The organism is Prevotella phocaeensis, from assembly GCF_900065875.1.
Taxonomy (GTDB): domain Bacteria; phylum Bacteroidota; class Bacteroidia; order Bacteroidales; family Bacteroidaceae; genus Prevotella; species Prevotella phocaeensis.
The window spans coordinates 15,000-33,550 of sequence record NZ_LT160625.1 but is presented as its reverse complement, the minus strand read 5'-3'; the positions used below and the strand labels follow the sequence as shown (position 1 = coordinate 33,550).

The following is an 18,551-nucleotide window of genomic DNA, read 5'->3' as shown; positions in this document are numbered from 1 at the left end:
AACAAGCACGACAAACAAACTATATGTCTACCGCAGACAGACAACAGGTGTACGGCCGATAGGCAGTATATCTATTTAAGACAGATTGGCATTCTGTCGCGACAGTTTGGCATTGCGTGCGGATCAGGCATATAATTTGATGAAAACAATATAGAAAAATAAATAAGAAAGGAGATAAAACATGACATTCGATAAGTTTACTATTAAAGCGCAAGAGGCCGTACAAGAGGCTCTTAACATTGCGCAACAAGCCGGACAGCAGACCATAGAACCGATACATCTGCTGCAAGGTATCATGAATAAAGGCAGAGACGTGACCAACTATATCTTCCAAAAACTCGGCGTAAACAGCCAGCAGGTGGAGACTTTGTTGCAGTCGGAAATAGCGCATCTGCCGAAAGTATCGGGCGGAGAACCCTATTTCAGCAACGACGCCAATAGGGTTTTGCAGGCCACTTTGGACTTGTCGCAGAAATTGGGCGATGAGTTTGTTTCGCTCGAACCCATGCTCTTGGCGCTGTTGAGCGTGAACTCGACGGCGAGTCGCATACTGAAAGACGCAGGATGTACGGAGGACAACATGCGTAAGGCTATCATGGAATTGCGACAGGGGCAGCATGTACAATCGCAAAGCGGTGATGAAAACTATCAATCGTTGAGCAAATACGCCCGTAATCTGGTAGAAGATGCACGGTCGGGCAAGCTCGATCCCGTGATCGGACGCGACGAAGAGATCAGACGGGTGCTGCAGATACTGTCGAGACGTACCAAGAATAACCCTATTCTGATAGGCGAACCGGGAACAGGAAAGACCGCTATAGTGGAAGGTCTTGCCGAACGTATCGTGCGTGGAGATGTGCCCGAGAACCTGAAAGACAAGCAACTTTTTTCCTTGGATATGGGTGCATTGGTTGCCGGAGCCAAGTACAAAGGCGAATTCGAAGAACGTTTGAAAGCGGTAATTAAAGAAGTAACAGGCTCGAACGGCAATATTATCTTATTTATAGATGAGATACATACCCTCGTGGGTGCCGGTGGAGGCGGCGAAGGTGCCATGGATGCAGCCAATATATTGAAACCTGCCTTGGCCAGAGGTGAGCTCCGTGCCATCGGGGCTACCACTCTAAACGAGTATCAGAAATACTTCGAGAAAGACAAGGCACTGGAACGTCGTTTCCAAACGGTAATGGTAGACGAGCCCGACGAGGTGGACGCCATCTCTATTCTGCGCGGATTGAAGGAACGTTACGAGAACCATCATAAGGTGCGCATACAGGATGATGCCTGCATAGCGGCAGTTAAGCTCTCTGAACGGTATATCTCCGACCGCTTCTTGCCCGATAAAGCGATAGATTTGATGGATGAAGCCGCTGCTAAATTGCGAATGGAGCGCGATTCTGTGCCTGAAGAATTGGACGAGATTACACGTAAACTGAAGCAATTGGAGATAGAACGCGAGGCTATCAAGCGCGAGAACGACAAGGAGAAGATCACCCTGTTGGACAAAGAGATTGCTGATTTGAAAGATCAAGAGCACCAATTCCGCGCCAAATGGGAAGGTGAAAGAAGCTTGGTCAACAAAATTCAGCAAGACAAACAGGAGATGGAGCACCTTAAATACGAAGCTGAACGACAGGAACGCGAGGGGAATTACGAGCGTGTAGCCGAGATACGTTACGGCAAATTGAAGAGTTTGCAGGACGATATAGACAATATACAGCTGCAACTTAAGGCAACTCAGGGCGGCGAAGCTATGGTTCGCGAAGAAGTAACGGCCGATGACATTGCCGAAGTTGTAAGCCGTTGGACCGGCATCCCCGTTACTCGTATGATGCAGAGCGAACGTGATAAACTGTTACACCTCGAAGAAGAACTTCACAAACGCGTCATCGGACAAGACGAGGCCATCACTGCAGTAGCCGATGCCGTAAGGAGAAGCCGCGCCGGATTGCAAGATCCCAAGCGTCCAATAGCCTCTTTCATCTTCTTGGGCACCACAGGAGTAGGTAAAACCGAACTTGCTAAGGCTCTTGCAGAGTACCTCTTTAACGACGAAACGATGATGACGCGCATCGATATGAGCGAATATCAGGAGAAATTCAGTGTGTCTCGTCTCATTGGAGCGCCTCCCGGATACGTCGGATATGACGAGGGAGGACAGCTAACCGAGGCAGTTAGACGCAAACCCTATAGCGTATTGCTGTTCGACGAGATAGAGAAAGCACATCCGGATGTATTCAATATTCTGCTTCAAGTGCTCGATGACGGCCGACTGACCGACAACAAAGGGCGCACGGTGAACTTCAAGAACACGATTATCATCATGACCTCGAACCTCGGCAGTCAATATATTCAACAGCAATTCGAACAGATGAACGACACCAACCGTGAGGAAAAGATCGCCGAGACCAAACGCGAAGTGATGGAAATGCTAAAGCGTACCATCCGTCCGGAGTTCCTCAACCGTGTCGATGAAACCATTATGTTCATGCCGCTCACAAAGGACGAAATCGCCAAAGTAGTAATTTTACAGATGAAAAACGTACAAAAAATGCTGCTCGCACAAGGTTTTACACTGAATTGGACGCCTGATGCCATCGACTATCTTGCCGATGTAGGCTTCGATCCCGAGTTCGGTGCCCGCCCTGTAAAGCGTGCCATCCAGCGGTATGTGCTCAATGATCTGTCGAAATCTCTACTTTCCGACAACGTTTTACGCGATAAACCTATCATCATTGATGTAAAAGAAGGACATTTAATATTTAGGAATTAATCGCCTATAGGGATACAATTTCTACAAAAAACAAAGGAGCAAGAAATGCTGCACATGCAGCTTATCCTTGCTCCTTTTTTGTATCAAACAACTTATCCTACTATTTTACCACCTTCTTGCCATTCACTATATAAAGCCCTTTAGGCAATGCGTCGAGATTAGTACCAAGGTATTGGCCCTGAATATTATATATTCGAACCTCCCCGATGGCTGTCTGCTCCCGATCGACATAGCGGATATCGGTAGTACCCGACTTTCTTACCAAAACTTCATCAAGGAAAAAGCGTTTCTTGGGCATAAATGTAACCCTGACGTTTCCCGTTCCAGTAATGATAGCTGTACATTCTGTCCACGATCCTTTATTGATCTTCAACACCGAAGGAGCGATCGAAAAGCCATCGGTTACGCGGAGATCGACCGTAGTCCCATCGTTTGCACTATTCCAAGCAGCTATTTTAAAAGTCAAAAACGCCGTTCCAACGACATTAAACGATGGTGTCGTCACCACTCCGTCAATCTTTACCGTCCCGAATCTGGCACATCTGTCGCCACCATATTCGTATATTCCCTCCCATCCTTGGTTATCCGGAGAAAAATTTCCACTGGCTATACGACCATTCCATTTACGGTCATTACCGCCGGAACCGGCACATTGATCGAACGATTCATAAAAAATAGTATCGCCTTTTACTATGCTATCCGCATTCAAATTACTCTCCGGAACGACATAGAAATTAAAACCGATCGTGCCATCATCAAATTGCGTAATGCCTTTTACCGCCTTGTTCATCAACAACGATTTACTTTTATTGGCATTATACAAAATGGCTTTCGGTACCGAATTGTTGGTCAAACTGTCGTTAGCACGGTACGGATAGGTATCACCTGCCTCGGTCATCCTTATATATTGCATCAAATCTTCATCCCAATAGGCACTGTCGTCATCGTTATCGGCATGAAAGATGGTAAGTCGTTGATGGTCATTGGCGAAATCGGCACTGTATCCATCGCTCTGACGAAAACTGCCCAAGGTGTTCACCACATTATTATTCCAGCAATTTTCATCATAATCGACGTGCGTAATCAGTAGACCTGATGCAGCCAAACGGGCATCCCATTTCGTTTGTTGGCGGTTAGCAAGCAGATAATATTCGTTCCTATTACTATCATTATATATAATGTAGGCGCCTCCGCCCTCGCTCAAAGGCCTCAATTCTGTTATTTCTTTATCGGTAGTCAGTTCTTCCGGAGTGAGCCAACCGCATATCATCTTTTCATAAGCAGTATATCCGGCAGGGCAAAAAGTATCACCGTTATAATTTCCGGCACACATCAAATCCCAACTGCCCATACCGTAATTACCTTTATACCCGATATCATAAGTATCGGGAAATCCCAAACAATGTGAAAACTCGTGGCAGATAGTGCCAATACCATTCACGACTCCACCCGCTTGCATCTCGTTTCCGCAGGCATAGGTATCCACTATCACGTTATCAATCTTCAGGGTTGCCCCATATTCCGAAGCACTCAAGGACCATTCATGCGGCCATATAGAAGCCGACGCCCCACCGTCTGCCTCTCCCATACCGGCATAAATCACCAGCACTTGATCTACTTCACCATAGCCATCCCAATCGTATTGAGCAAAATCCACGCTATCTTGTACAGCCTGACAGGCCTGTGCAACCATGGTACCCGGCCTTAAATCTTGGCCCGTACGGCCATTTCCGCCGTAATAAGAGGCAGGATTTGGCAGTTTGACAGGCCCTACGACATCGAAATTCAGTTCGAACATTCCTCCACTTTGCGCCTTAAAGTAGTCAGAGATGCTACCTCTAAAGCCTTCAGCCGATGTAAAATTCTCCCCATTCGCCACCTTATTATAATAATTCTTATCATGACCTTTCTTAAACGTAGAGTCGTTGAACTGCACCAAAATGATAAGTCCTTTCTTCTTACCGGTGTAGACTGTCGTCGGCTGAGTGTTCTGAATAACGCGGCGTCTTGCCTTTCTGACAGAAAGGAACCTCTTATTTCGTGCCGATAAATTCTTACGGAACACCTCTTCATTCAATACTTTATAGAAATTAGGAGTATCTTCATCTTCCACATAACGCACACCCTCGGCCGAACGCCAGAAATGCATACGCTCATCACCGCATAGCAGCACACGTACCGTCGTACCGTCTTTCAGCCGGATGGTCTGCCAAATTCCCCTCTTAGCCGGCACCCCCATCATGCCGAGTGTAAGCATACAAAGCCATAAAGCAAGTACTATTCTCTTCATACACATTATTTGTATTTCCTTAATTCGATAATGCGAGACTGCCTCCTCCTCACCGAGGAAGCCGGAAAGAGGCCATTCCTTTCACCATTCATCGCTCTTCTTTCATTTACTTTCCCTCGTTGCTCTAACGAAATATCCTATCAGCAACACGTATGCAACCAGCGAGCATAGCTCCGAAAGCGGGTTTGCAAGCCAACTATCGCTAATTAGTTCGACGCCTCCAAAGCGAAGCAGCGCACTTACAACCCCCATCAACGCGCCTCCGGCTATAAATCCGCTGGCGAGCAACGTGCCCTTTTCGCCGCGTTGCTTATTGGTTTCGGCATTCTTCGAGCGCGATGTAACAAACCAATTTACGGCACCTCCCACAAGCAGAGGTATGTTGAGTTGTATCGGAATGAACATTCCGAGAGCAAAAGGCAATGCCGGTATGCGACACAGCGTAAGCATTATGGCGATACAGGCACCGATGGCATAAAGAATCCACGGGGCGCCTACGCCGTTCATCAGCGGATCTATCACCGCCGCCATAGCATTTGCTTGAGGCGCAGCCAGCTGACCTGTCGTAAATCCGTAGGTCTCATTGAGCAGCATCATTACGCCTCCAACGGTAGCGGCACTTACAAGCGTACCGAGAAACTTCCATGTCTCTTGCTTCTTAGGCGTAGTTCCAAGCCAGTAGCCTATCTTTAAATCGGTTACAAAAGAGCCCGCCATCGACAGCGCCGTGCATACTACACCACCCATAATCAGTGCGGCCAGCATGCCTGCAGTGCCCTTCAATCCCACCGCCACCATCACAACAGAAGCAAGAATGAGTGTCATCAGCGTCATTCCCGATACGGGATTGGAGCCTACAATAGCGATGGCATTGGCGGCAACCGTGGTAAATAAGAAAGCTATAACGGTAACCAATAATATGCCGACCACGGCAAAGAGCAAGTTTCCGTCCATCACTCCAAACCAAAAGAACAAGAAAGTAACGAAGATCGTAATAGCGGAACCGATGGCAATCACCTTGAAAGAAATGTCGCGTTGCGTACGTTTAACAGTCTTCTGTGTATCATCTTTGCCTTTCATCTCGCCGGCTGCGAGCGATACGGCACCCTTAATGATGCCCCACGACTTGATGATACCGATGATACCTGCCATGGCTATGCCCCCTATACCGATGCTTTTGCCGTACGAGGTGAATATCTGTTCGGGCGACATGGCACCTACAGTCGCCGTAATCGACGGGTCCCATGCACTTAACACGTGGTCGTGAAAGAGGAAGGCCATACCCGGAACAATGAGCCACCACACAGCCAACGAACCCAGAGTGATAATCAACGAATAACGAAAGCCGATGATATACCCCAAACCCAATACGGCCGCGCCCGTATTTACCTTGAACACGAGCTTTAATTTATCGGCGATAGTAGCGCCGAAATCAACAACTCGCGACGTAAAGTTTTCGTTCCACCACCCCAAGGTGGCCACTATAAAGTCGTAAAGTCCGCCTACTAAGCCTGCAAGGAGTAAGGGTTTGGCCTGACTTCCGCCCTTTTCGCCCGACACAAGCACCTGTGTAGTGGCGGTAGCCTCGGGGAACGGATACTTTCCATGCATATCGCTCACGAAGTATTTGCGGAACGGAATAAGGAAAAGTATACCGATGACGCCTCCAAGAAGCGACGAAATGAATATTTTGAGGAACGATGCACTCATCTCAGGATACTTGGCTTGCAGGATATAAATGGCCGGCAACGTGAAGATGGCGCCCGCTACAACGGCGCCGGAGCATGCACCTATGCTCTGTATAATGACATTTTCGCCCAATACCTTGCTACGATGTGACGCCGAGGATACCCCTACAGCAATAATAGCTATCGGTATGGCGGCCTCAAACACTTGTCCTACCTTCAGTCCGAGGTATGCCGCAGCGGCCGAGAAGAGCATTGCCATGAGTATACCCCATGTAACCGACCACCCCGTTACCTCAGGATAGTTCTGCTGAGGACTCATCACAGGAGTGTATTCTTCACCGTCTTTCAACTCTCGGAATGCGTTTTCGGGCAGCTGCACCGTCTCTTTTTCTTTCTTTTCCATCGTGTTTTTTATTTGTATCGTGCTTGCAAAGATAAATTAAAATAGGTAAACGGCAAAATAAACGGATAGAAATAGAAGACGATAAAGGCATAGAAAGTATCCTCATTTTGCCACCTTCTATGTAGTAAAATATTTTGCTATGGGCTGCATAAAGCGTGTCAATTGCCGCGGTTGCGGACGGTTATGGTAGTCGATGCGGACAGACGAGTAGGCTACATATAGCCGTTTCTTGGCACGCGACATGGCTACGTAGAATTTACGAGCGTCTTCCGCCACCATTATAGGGTTATCTTTGTTGAAATAGTTGGGATACCTACCCTCAACAGCATCAAATATAACGACGTTATCGAACTCAAGTCCCTTGGCTTTATGTACCGTTGTAACGAAGATACGGTCGTCTATAGCGCTGCTGCCGCACAAGTCTGCCTCTTTCAGCGTATTGAGTTGCATGTTATAGGCACTCAACTGCTCGGCCAAAGAGGGTGCAGCCGATACATCTATCATGTCGGCACAAAGATAACTCACAATGCGGTTAAGGTTGTCGACCGGTTCCATCAGCCGTTCCGAAAGCATATACCGATAGAAACCGACAAGCGCCCTGACCATGGCAGGATGCCCCTCTGTGGGGCGCAGATAGAGAGTGCAACGTGCCTGCAGGTACTGCTCGGCATACCTTTTACGCAATACCTCGGCCCGTTCCTGCACCCGTTTTTGTTCGATAAACTGCCGCTGACTGCCGATTATCTCGGCAGCCTTACGATGACAATGGGCCACAACGTTACACGTAGCATGCACGTCTGCATCGGCCAAATGGGAGTTTTCGCCCTCAAGGTGCAGCACAGAAAGCAGATATTTCAGCTTATATTCGCGTAAATCGGGTTCGAGCAAGCGGATCAACTTCAGCGAATCGAAGTATTTGGGGCACTGTTCGGCAAGGCTGACCTGCGGCAGATAGCGCCTTAGATTATAGTCGAGGATATGATAGTCGTAATCTGCATTGTGCCCAAGAAGCGTTCTGTTGCCCACATAGTTCATGAATAGTTGCAACGCCTCGGCATGATCGAGCAGACGGTTGTGCTTCATCTCCTCGATAATCGGGTTGTCTATGTCGCCTAATTTGCGAGGTATCTCTCGCTCTGTGGCGATAAACACCTTAAATTCGGAACCTCTAACCACCTCGCCACGGCATATCGTCACGGCCGCAATCTGCAGAATGTCGTCTTCGAACACGCTCAAACCGGTGGTTTCGGTATCGAATATCACAATCTCTCGGTTCTCGTATTCTTCGCAGAAATCCTGTACATAAGTGCTATTCTCGTAGAGCAGGAAGTCTGTAGGCAGCATGGCGCGGTCTAAGAGTGCACGCATGAAGTTGCGCGATGCGGCATTCGACTCGAACACGTGCAATCCCTTCAGCATGCGGGCCCACGCAATAAAATTGTTTTCGTTGGCAAGTATGTTGAGATGGGCGAAGAGTTGTTTCACTTCGGACGAAGAAAAAAGATCGGCGCCCGATACCTTAAAATGCGACATACGTTGCTTACGCAGCACTTCGCTCATAGCATCGGCATCGCTGTTCGAATTAACTATGATGGCTGTAGTTTCGGTATCGTCGTTCAAGAAGAGGCGACTGGCAATGTCGGCCACCTCGTGCAATTCCGTTTCCACAACGTTGCAATCTACCAATCGCAACTCGTCACCCTGTCTGCGCGGGGCATACGTAGTCGCTGGCAGCAGCGCCTTGTCGATATGGAGCACCTGCTCGGCATAGTCGTTGAATACTTCCAATAAATATGCGGGCGACCGATGGTTCACGTTGAGGTGGTGTATATTACCGTTGCAACGCTCTTTCAGCGCCCCAAGCGTATCGGTTTTAGCGCCCATAAACGAGAAAATGGCCTGCTGTTCGTCGCCCAGATAGACGGTAGTTGCGCCCTCTGTCGCCGTCAAGGCATCGACAATGGCCAACTGCAACGGGTTCAGATCCTGTACCTCGTCTACCTGTATCCACGAATAACGCTTATACTGTGCTGCCAAATCGGCCCGTAGAGCATCGTAAGACAGCATGAGTAAGTCTTCGAAATCGAGTAGTTTGTTGCTCTGTTTGTAGCTTTTGTAGTGACAGGCCAACGACATTTTGCGCAAAAGAATGCCGATGATCTGCTGCGTACCGAAGTCGTAAGCATCCGATTTGGCTACCTCGAAGTAGACATCCGTATGCTCGAAGATATCTGTCATGGCCTTCGCATCGAACGGCATGCGTTGTACAGCGCAAATACGGCGCATGGCCGTTACGTCGTTTTGCGTGATACATTCGGGATGCATGCGCAGACTACGGGGATGATTGCAGGCAATCTGGTGCATGAAACCCGCCAGTTGTATGACTTCGGCATACTGGCGGCGGCGCGTGAAATTGGCACTTACGGCATATTCATCTTCATCCAAATAGCGCGCGAGTATGCTGATAGCATCGTCATCGTCTATCACCGAACTTTCTGCAGGTATGATACCGTTCTCATAAAGAAACTTTGAACAGAAACGATGTATATTGCCCACGTACACTTCTTCTACGCTTCGGTCGCCGAGATGGGCACGAATACGTTCTTTCATTCCGCGTGCCGCCCTGTTCGTAAACGTAAGGCAGAGCATATCGGCATAATCTGTTCCGGCTTCGTGGGCCGTGCGTATGCGTTCCGTAAGTATCTGCGTCTTGCCGCATCCGGGGGGTGCAAGCACCAAATGATAGCCGCCTTGCGCCCGTATTACTTCTAACTGACAGGCATCGGGCATCCAAGTTCTATCGTTATTTGTAATCATGGTCACGATTTTATCTTCGCAAAAATAAGGGAATATCGTGAGAACAGCAAATTTAACGCATATCTTTAACGGTAAAAAAAGAAAAAGGTAAAAGGATAAACCTAAAGGTAAAAAGGTAGAAAAGCAAAACGGTAAAAAGAGCAGGGCGCAAAAATATTTGACACAGCCCGATGAACAAAAAACCTTAGAATATTCGTTTAAGGCGTTTAGATTATCTATTTAAATCTCTTGGATATGCCATTTATCGGCTTTAAACCATAGGTTCACCCCGCACATCCTTCAGTTCTGTCCTTTTTACCTCTTTACCCTTCTACCCCTTTGCCTTTATCTTTCTTCTCTACTTTTTTACCTTTTTAAATCACAGATCGAACTTATAACCCAAGGTAACCATGAATACGCGGTTTTTAGAACTGCCACCTTTCGAAACTTTAGTAAGTCCCAAATTGTAACGGGCATCCAAAACAACGTTCATAAACTCATACGATGCGCCTAACGGGACGGATATGTCCACCTTATGAAAAGCGTCTGTATTCTTTATAATAAATTCATTCATTGTACTCATTTGGGAAGGCTCTGAAGGTACAATAGTGCCATGTTCTTCATTAAGGAATGCTTTAACTTGCTTTCCCGACCATTTTACCTTGGTAAGAAAGCCCACCTGAATCCCTGCATTCAAGGATAAACCTTTAACGACATAACCATGCAGCATAAACGGAACATTAATATAATCAAGTTTGGCAGGGGATAATTCGGTCGCAGTCAGCGATTTATCGGCCGCAGAATATTCATATAGCCCTTTGAACCGGCATCCCTGTTGTGAATAGAATGCTCCGGCAGAAACGGCAAATATATCGGATAGCTGATACATCAGATCTACACCGCCAGCAAAGCGTACTCGGCTATCGGAATTATTTCTATTCCAAATGGAATTATCAGCTATCGATGTAGACAGCAATTTACCCGACATATCGGTTACATTAATACCCAAACGAGGAATAATAGAGAACGTTCCGACCTTACTTTGAGCCGCTCCGTTCATCGAAGACAGGCACAGTAATGTAGCAAAAAGTGCTTTTTTCATACGATTTAAATTATATTAAATAAATACTCTTCTTTAGTTCGTGTTATTAATAAAAGCCATTCATGGCTCCTCGAACAACTTACCATATTCGCAACAGCATAGCTATCGAGGTTACATTCTTATCGAGATACTTTCATAGATACTGTAAAAATCGGTTGTAAAGGTACATAGAATTCACTCCGGCCGATACACATAGCATTTCATAATATATCTTTTTTAATTAATTTAAACAATATTAAATAAACGTATAGTAGCAGCAGAAAGGTGAAAGGGTAAAGAGGTAAAAAGAACAGAACTGAAGGATGTGCGGGGTAAACCTATGGTTTAAAGCCGATAAATGGCATATCTAAGAGATTTAAATAGATAATCTAAACGCCTTAAACGGATATTCTAAGGATTTTTGTTCATCGGGCTGTGTCTAATATTTTTGCGCCCTGTTCTTTTTATCGTTTTGCTTTTCTACCTTTTTACCTTTAGGTTTACAATAAAACAGATATGCTTTCGTTATAAAAAACTTATGGAACTATCAAAGAAAAGGGTATTAGGGAGAGGATGGAAGGTAAGTAAATGGGAATGAGAGGGATTTGCAGTGTTTCTCTATGTTCTACACATAGGGTAAAAGTGCAGAAAGCGTGGATTTGTGCAGAAGTTCCGTTACCAAATCATTAGTCTATTCCTTGAATGGTAACGAAGAGGTAGGAGACGGTAACTTACCGAAGTGTATTCGGCAACTCTTCTTTCTGTAATTACGGTGCTGATGCTTTGAGACACAGAGTTTTGCATAGCTGAAAACGCTTCAATAACGGGTAACTTTGCCCATAAAAACAGAAGCGTATGCAAACAGACAAAATGAAGGTTTTGCTCTACCTGAAAAAGAGCGGATTAGACAAGGCGGGGCAAGCCCCGATAATGGGGCGTATAACTTATGATCGAACGATAGCCCAATTCAGTTGTAAGCTCTCGTGCGACCCCAAGTTGTGGAACGCTCGTGAGAGCAGATTGAACGGCAAGAGCCGTGAAGCAGTGGCAACGAATGGCAAGTTGGAACGTCTGCTTCTCTCGGTACAGTCGTCTTATCAAATCCTTTGCAACCGTGGTGTGGCGTTTACGGCATCGGACATCAAGGAGCAATTCCAAGGCAGTATGCAAAGTCAAATCACCTTTTTGGAGCGGTACGATCGAATGGTCGAAGAGATGAAGCAAAAGGTGGGTATCGAGATAAAGGCAACAGCTCTGAATAGTTACTTTACTATTCGAAAGCATCTGCGAGCCTTTATCGAGGAGAAGTACCACACGACAGACATTTCTTTCGGTCAGATTGAAGAAGACTTCTTGGAATGCTTGCGACACTACTCTGTTGGAAAGTTGGGACATTCGCAAGGTCATTATCGTAAGATGGCTTTGGTGGTGAAGAAAGTCTGCCGTTTGGCATATCGTGAGGGCTTGACAGAGCGACAATTATTTGCCCATGCAGAGATAGAACGGGGAGAGAACAAACAAGTTCGTGCATTGGACAGAGCTTCATTGGATAAGTTGCAAGCCTTGACTTTTGAACCCTATGAAGTGGAATTGGAAACTTCTCGCAATCTCTTTCTCTTCTCCTGCTATACGGGCGTTGCCTATTGCGATATGGTCTCCCTTGAGCGTGAACACCTCTTTACGGATGAGGAGGGGGCGTTATGGCTGAAGTTCCGCCGACAAAAGACCAACACCCTTTGCCGTGTGAAGCTTCTACCCGAAGCGGTTCGTTTGATAGAGCGGTATCAATCAGACGAACGAACCACGCTTTTTGCGCCTATCGTCTATTCGGCTTATCTTACCCAACTCAAAGCCCTGCAACTTCGAGCTGGTATCTCCATTCCTCTTTCGGCACACATCGGTCGCCATACCTTTGCCACGCTGATTACCTTGGAGCAAGGAGTTCCCATCGAAACGGTGAGCCGAATGTTGGGGCATAGTAGTATCCAAACGACCGAGCGATACGCCCATGTAACGCCAAAGAAACTCTTTGATGAGTTCGAGCGATTTCTCTCTTTCACTGAAAACCTAACCTTAACCTTGTAGGACTTATGCGCAGTACATTCAAAATCCTATTCTATATCAATAAGAACAAGACCAAAACGGACGGCACAACGGCAATTTTTTGCCGCATCACCATTGACGGAGCGAACGTCGTGATAACCACAGGCGAAAGCACAACTCCTCACGATTGGAGTGTGAAGCGAGGAGAAACAACGGACAAGAAGACCAATCAACGCCTGCAAACCTTTCGAGAAGAAATCGAACAGGGGTACAATACCTTGCTCTACAAATATGGAGCGGTGAGTGCTGAACTTCTGAAGAACTATTTGCAAGGCATCGGGAGAACTCCGACAACACTTCTTGCCCTTAGTGCAGACGAACTCAAAGCCCAGCGAGAAAGCAAGAGCGAGGGAACGTATAGCAACAACCGAAGTTCCGACAGGCAACTAAACTCCTTTGTGCGAAGTCGTGACAAGGAGGATATTCCCCTAACGGCTCTTACGATAGACTTCTTTGATGATTACCGTTTCCATTTGAAAAAGGAGGGCTATGCCCCTGCAACGATAAACAGGCATTTGTGTTGGTTAAGTCGGCTGATGTATCGAGCCGTCAGTCAGGGGACTATACGCTTCAATCCGTTTGAAGAGGTGAAGTACGAAGCCGTGGAACGCGAACCTCGTTTCCTGAGCAAGGGCGATGTGGCAAAGCTCTTGGCATTCCCATTGCAGGACAAAGGGGCGGAACTAAGCCGAAGGATGTTTCTCTTCTCCGTCTTTACGGGTTTGGCATTCGCTGACTTACAGAGCCTGCGAGCTTCGCAAATCGAAACAAGCAACGAGGGGAAGCGGTATATCCGAAAGGCAAGACAGAAAACGGAGGTGGAGAGCCTAATACCTCTGCATCCGATAGCGGAGCAGATACTTTCTCTTTACATCAAAGAGAGCAAGGAGGACTACAAGATATTTCCCGATACGATGAGCAAGGGCAAACTGCTTACTCATCTCAAAACCGTGGGTTTGGCATGTGGCATTCGTACTCCGCTGACCTACCATGTCGCAAGGCATTCGTTCGGCACGCTGACTTTGGAGGCTGGTATTCCGATAGAAAGCATTGCCAAAATGATGGGTCATTCGTCCATTGCCAGCACGCAAATCTACGCCCAAATCACTGACCAAAAGATTGCAAGGGATATGGAGAGGGTGATAGAAAAATGCGAGAATGAGAAAAATAAAACTGAATTCGTGCAGACTACACAATAATATTGTGTATATTTGCACTCGTAAAGTATGGTTTCATAGGTGCAATATGAATAAGATAAGAGAAGTTTTGAAAGAAAAAGGAATGAGCCAAACGAAACTCTCAACTCGGTTGGGCAAGAGTTTCAATATGGTGAATCTTTATGTTGCCAATAAGCATCAGCCTTCAATTCCCACACTATATCAGATAGCCGATATTTTGGATGTGGATGTTAGAGACTTGTTAGTTCCTAACAAAAAACAAAATATACAATAGTAGAACTATTTTTTATTTCTTAATCTTATAAAGTAGGTTATGAGGACTATGGATATAAAGAAACATATTACAGCTTTGGGATTTGTTCCAAAAAACGGAACGAATGGCATTTATCATAAAACATATGTTGACTATGCCATAGAAATTGACTTTGAAAAACAGAGTGTTAATTATGGTGATGGTATCATAGCAGAAAGTAGAACTACACAGAATTTTTCACAGCCTGAAAATTTTGTAGTGCTTGAATGTGTTGATAGATTACTAATCAAAGGATATAGACCTCAGAATATTGTTCTTGAAAAGACTTGGCCTTCAGGACATGGCACATCTGGACGATTAGATATTTGTGTTAATCGCGAAGACGGCACTCCATATATGCTTATTGAGTGTAAAACTTATGGTAAGGAGTACAATCGGGAATCGGCTAAAATCCATAAGGATGGAGGCCAACTATTTACTTATTTCCAATTATCTGGTGGCAAGGCTGATGTCGTAATGCTTTATGCTTCAGAATTGAAAGGGAACAAATTTGTATATGTTAATGAAATAATAAAGATTGAAGATGATTATCGCAATGGTGATGTAAAGGACATTTACGAGAAATGGAATAAGCTCACTAAGGATAATGGAATCTTTGATTCTTGGGTACAACCATATAATTTTCAAAGCAAGGCTTTAACAAAAGAGCAGCTGAAGGAGATAAAAGCAGAGGATTCAAGCTTTATCTTCAATCGTTTTCTTGAAATACTACGTCATAATGTAGTATCCGACAAGGGTAATGCATTCAACAAGATATTTACACTATTTTTGTGCAAGGTCTATGATGAAACGACCACAGATGAGGAGGAAGAGTTAAAGTTTCAATGGCTTGAGGGTAGAGATAACCACGTCGATTTCCAACTTCGTTTGACAGACCTCTATAGCAAGGGAATGAGAAAGTTCTTAGACAGAACTGTTAGCGACTTCAATAATGAGGACTTCTCCAAGCGTTGTACCGAACTAAGCGAAGACACTAAGCAGTATCTTTTGAAAGAGGTGAACAAACTACGTCTTGAAAAGAATAATGAGTTTGCTATTAAAGAAGTATATGATAATGCCTCTTTTGAAGAAAATGCAAAGGTTGTAAAAGAGGTTGTGGAGTTGATTCAAGGGTATAGAATTCGCTATAATAAACGACAACAATATCTATCCGACTTCTTTGAATTGTTACTTACTACTGGTCTCAAACAAGAGGCTGGGCAATACTTCACGCCTGTCCCAATTGCACAATTTATTATCAAGAGTCTTCCTTTGGATTCTATTATGACAGAGAAGCTTTCTCGCAAGGATGGGGAGATCCTTCCATATATGATTGACTATGCAGCTGGTAGCGGGCACTTTATCACAGAGTTTATGCACGAAATACAGGACATCATAAATGGCTGTGATACTTCCAAATATATTGAAGAGACAAGAAAGCACCTTATCAATTGGCAGAACTGCCATTTTGATTGGGCGACTGACTATGTATATGGCATCGAAAAGGATTACCGACTTGTAAAAGTTGGTAAGGTAGGATGCTATTTGCATGGTGATGGTTTGGCGAATGTTATCTTAAGTGATGGACTTGCAAATTTCTGCAATAATAAGGAGTATAAGGGAAAACTACGCAAGCAAACAAATGACGGACAAAAGGATAACCAGCAGTTTGACATTGTATTGAGTAATCCTCCGTATTCTGTTTCTTCATTCCGCCAGACAACTCGTGACTACTATACGGATCAAGATTTTGAATTGTATAATTCACTAACAGACAACAGTTCTGAAATAGAGTGTCTGTTTGTTGAACGTACAAAGCAACTACTTAAAGACGGTGGTGTAGCAGGAGTTATTCTGCCAAGTTCTATATTGAGTAATTCAGGTGTTTACACTAAGGCTCGTGAGATTATATTACAATACTTTGATATTGTCGCAATAGCAGAATTGGGTAGTAATACCTTTATGGCTACCAATACAAATACGGTTGTTCTGTTCCTTCGTCGTAGAGATAATTATTTTGCAACTAATACAAAGGTTGCAGTTGATACTTATTTACGTACCTTAAATGATGTTACTATCAACGGCATAGAAACTCCAGCCTCAAAATATGTTGCTCACGTATGGGAGGAACTTGATTATGCCGATTATGTCACATTACTGCAGAAATCACCTAATGATAAAGTAAAGGCACACGAGATATATGCAGAGTATAAAAAGAAAATCTCTGCAAAGACTGATGCGCAGTTATATGAGGCGATACTAAGTATTGAAGCTGAAAAACTTTTGTACTTTATATTAGCATATCCACAAAAGGTTGTTATTGTTAAGAGCGGAGAGAAGGATGTTGAAAAGCGATTCTTAGGTTATGAGTTTTCAAACCGTAGAGGCAACGAGGGCATCCACGCAATCCAAAGAGGGAAGAACATTGATGAATGTACTAAACTTTTTGATCCAAACAACTACGATAATCCTGATAAGGCAAGCACTTATGTGTATCGAGCCTTTAATGGAGATTATAATACACCTATCAATGAGAGTATGCAAGCACATATATCTCGCATATCCTTAATTGATATGCTCACTTTTGATAGACAGACTTTTGAAAAAGGCATAAACTTAAACTCAAAAAAAAAAGTAGTCTTTGATACTCGCCATATCTTAAAGCCGATAGATAAACTTGCAACCTTTCAAAGTGGTCTATGGAAAGGAGAAAAAGGACTGTTGCAGAAGACAAAAGTCTTACGCAATACAAACTTTAAGTTGAATAATGGATTTTTAGATTATAGTGATGTTGCAGAAATTGAAGTTGAAAAAACACAATTAGCAACACGTACATTGCAGTATGGAGATATCATATTAGAAAAATCAGGCGGTAGCGATACACAGGCTATTGGAAGAGTTGTGCTATTTGATAAAACTGATAACGAAACATACTCATACTCAAATTTTTGTTCAAGAATTAGAGTACAGGATGATTCCCAAGTAAATCCGATATATCTGTGGATTATTTTGTACAATTTTTATTGCAAAGGAGGAACAATTCCTTTGCAAAATGGCATTAGACTTCTTAACATAGATATGGATGGGTATTCAAAGATAAAGATTCCCATTCCTCCTATTGATGTTCAGAAACAGATTGTGGATGAAATTGACGGAATTGATAACTCTGTTTCGGATGCTATGAAACGGATTGATGAGTGTGAAACCGATATAGAGGGCTTGCTATCCTCATTAAATTATGCAGATAGTACGCTAAATACTATTGCTCCATTTGCTACTAAGTCCATTAAATATAGTGATATAGAGTCTGAAACATATATTACAACAGACAATATGCTTCAGAATAAGTTGGGGGTTTTCCCATTTGAAGGAGTTGCAAATATATCATCTATCACCGAATATAAGCCAAAGGATATATTGATTTCAAATATTCGTCCATATCTTAAGAAGATTTGGTTTGCTGACAAGGAGGGTGGATGCTCAAAAGATGTTCTCGTGCTTCGGTCTGCTGACACAAGTAAATATCTTCCTAAGTACATTTTCTATATGATTCGTAGAGATACTTTCTTTGACTATGTAATGGAGGGCAAAAAGGGTATTAAGATGCCGCGAGGGAATAAGGAAGATATTATGAAGTACAAGATTCCAATGCCTCACATTGATGAACAGAAACGTATCGTGTCCCAGATAGAAGCATTAGAATTAGAGATTACTAAAGCTCGCACATTAATAGAAAATGCAGCGAGTGAGAAACAGGCAATACTTGATAAGTATTTATAAAATAAGCAGCGGTAACGATAAATAGGAATATCTCTTTAGAGGACGTGTACAAAAATGAAGGGCACATTACTTGTTCCCAATCTTGACCTTATCTAAATGGGAAAGACAGGTGATGTGTATAAACAGTTTTCAGTTTAGAAGGGAATACCCTAAATGGAACTCTTGAC

The 18,551-nt window shown here is 44.3% G+C and carries 9 protein-coding genes; 5 read left to right on the top strand and 4 right to left on the bottom strand.

What is annotated here, in order from left to right:
* Positions 1-181 precede the first annotated feature (181 nt).
* Positions 182-2,773 (top strand): ATP-dependent chaperone ClpB, encoded by a 2,592-nt coding sequence (clpB, locus tag BN3912_RS06745; RefSeq protein WP_023984852.1) that lies wholly within the window; start codon positions 182-184, stop codon positions 2,771-2,773.
* Between the two features lie 100 nt (positions 2,774-2,873).
* Here clpB and BN3912_RS06740 read toward each other — a convergent pair whose 3' ends face one another.
* The 4 genes from BN3912_RS06740 to BN3912_RS06725 form a co-directional block, all read right to left on the bottom strand.
* On the bottom strand, positions 2,874-5,063 hold the full coding sequence (locus tag BN3912_RS06740) for a M6 family metalloprotease domain-containing protein (protein ID WP_036859881.1): 2,190 nt from the start codon (positions 5,061-5,063) through the stop codon (positions 2,874-2,876).
* 102 nt (positions 5,064-5,165) lie between these two features.
* Positions 5,166-7,154, bottom strand: coding sequence for an OPT family oligopeptide transporter (locus BN3912_RS06735; protein ID WP_023984850.1), 1,989 nt, complete (start codon positions 7,152-7,154; stop codon positions 5,166-5,168).
* A 117-nt stretch (positions 7,155-7,271) separates the two neighbouring features.
* Complete coding sequence (locus tag BN3912_RS06730) at positions 7,272-9,971, bottom strand: 3'-5' exonuclease (RefSeq protein WP_036859879.1); 2,700 nt, start codon at positions 9,969-9,971, stop codon at positions 7,272-7,274.
* 358 nt (positions 9,972-10,329) lie between these two features.
* On the bottom strand, positions 10,330-11,052 hold the full coding sequence (locus BN3912_RS06725; RefSeq protein WP_023984848.1) for a porin family protein: 723 nt from the start codon (positions 11,050-11,052) through the stop codon (positions 10,330-10,332).
* A gap of 834 nt (positions 11,053-11,886) precedes the next feature.
* On the opposite strand from BN3912_RS06725, the gene BN3912_RS06720 reads away from it, so the two are divergent.
* Genes BN3912_RS06720 through BN3912_RS06705 form a run of 4 tightly spaced genes read left to right on the top strand, consistent with a single transcriptional unit; the run spans position 11,887 to position 18,384 of the window.
* The gene (locus BN3912_RS06720; protein WP_064972286.1) at positions 11,887-13,116 is read left to right on the top strand and encodes a site-specific integrase; all 1,230 of its coding nucleotides are present in this window, start codon (positions 11,887-11,889) and stop codon (positions 13,114-13,116) included.
* 5 nt (positions 13,117-13,121) lie between these two features.
* Positions 13,122-14,333 (top strand): site-specific integrase, encoded by a 1,212-nt coding sequence (locus tag BN3912_RS06715; RefSeq protein ID WP_064972285.1) that lies wholly within the window; start codon positions 13,122-13,124, stop codon positions 14,331-14,333.
* Positions 14,334-14,379: 46 nt separating this feature from the next.
* On the top strand, positions 14,380-14,586 hold the full coding sequence (locus BN3912_RS06710; protein ID WP_064972284.1) for a helix-turn-helix domain-containing protein: 207 nt from the start codon (positions 14,380-14,382) through the stop codon (positions 14,584-14,586).
* A 48-nt stretch (positions 14,587-14,634) separates the two neighbouring features.
* Positions 14,635-18,384: an N-6 DNA methylase gene (locus BN3912_RS06705; protein WP_064972297.1), complete on the top strand. Its 3,750-nt coding sequence runs from the start codon at positions 14,635-14,637 to the stop codon at positions 18,382-18,384.
* The last annotated feature ends 167 nt before the right edge of the window (positions 18,385-18,551 follow it).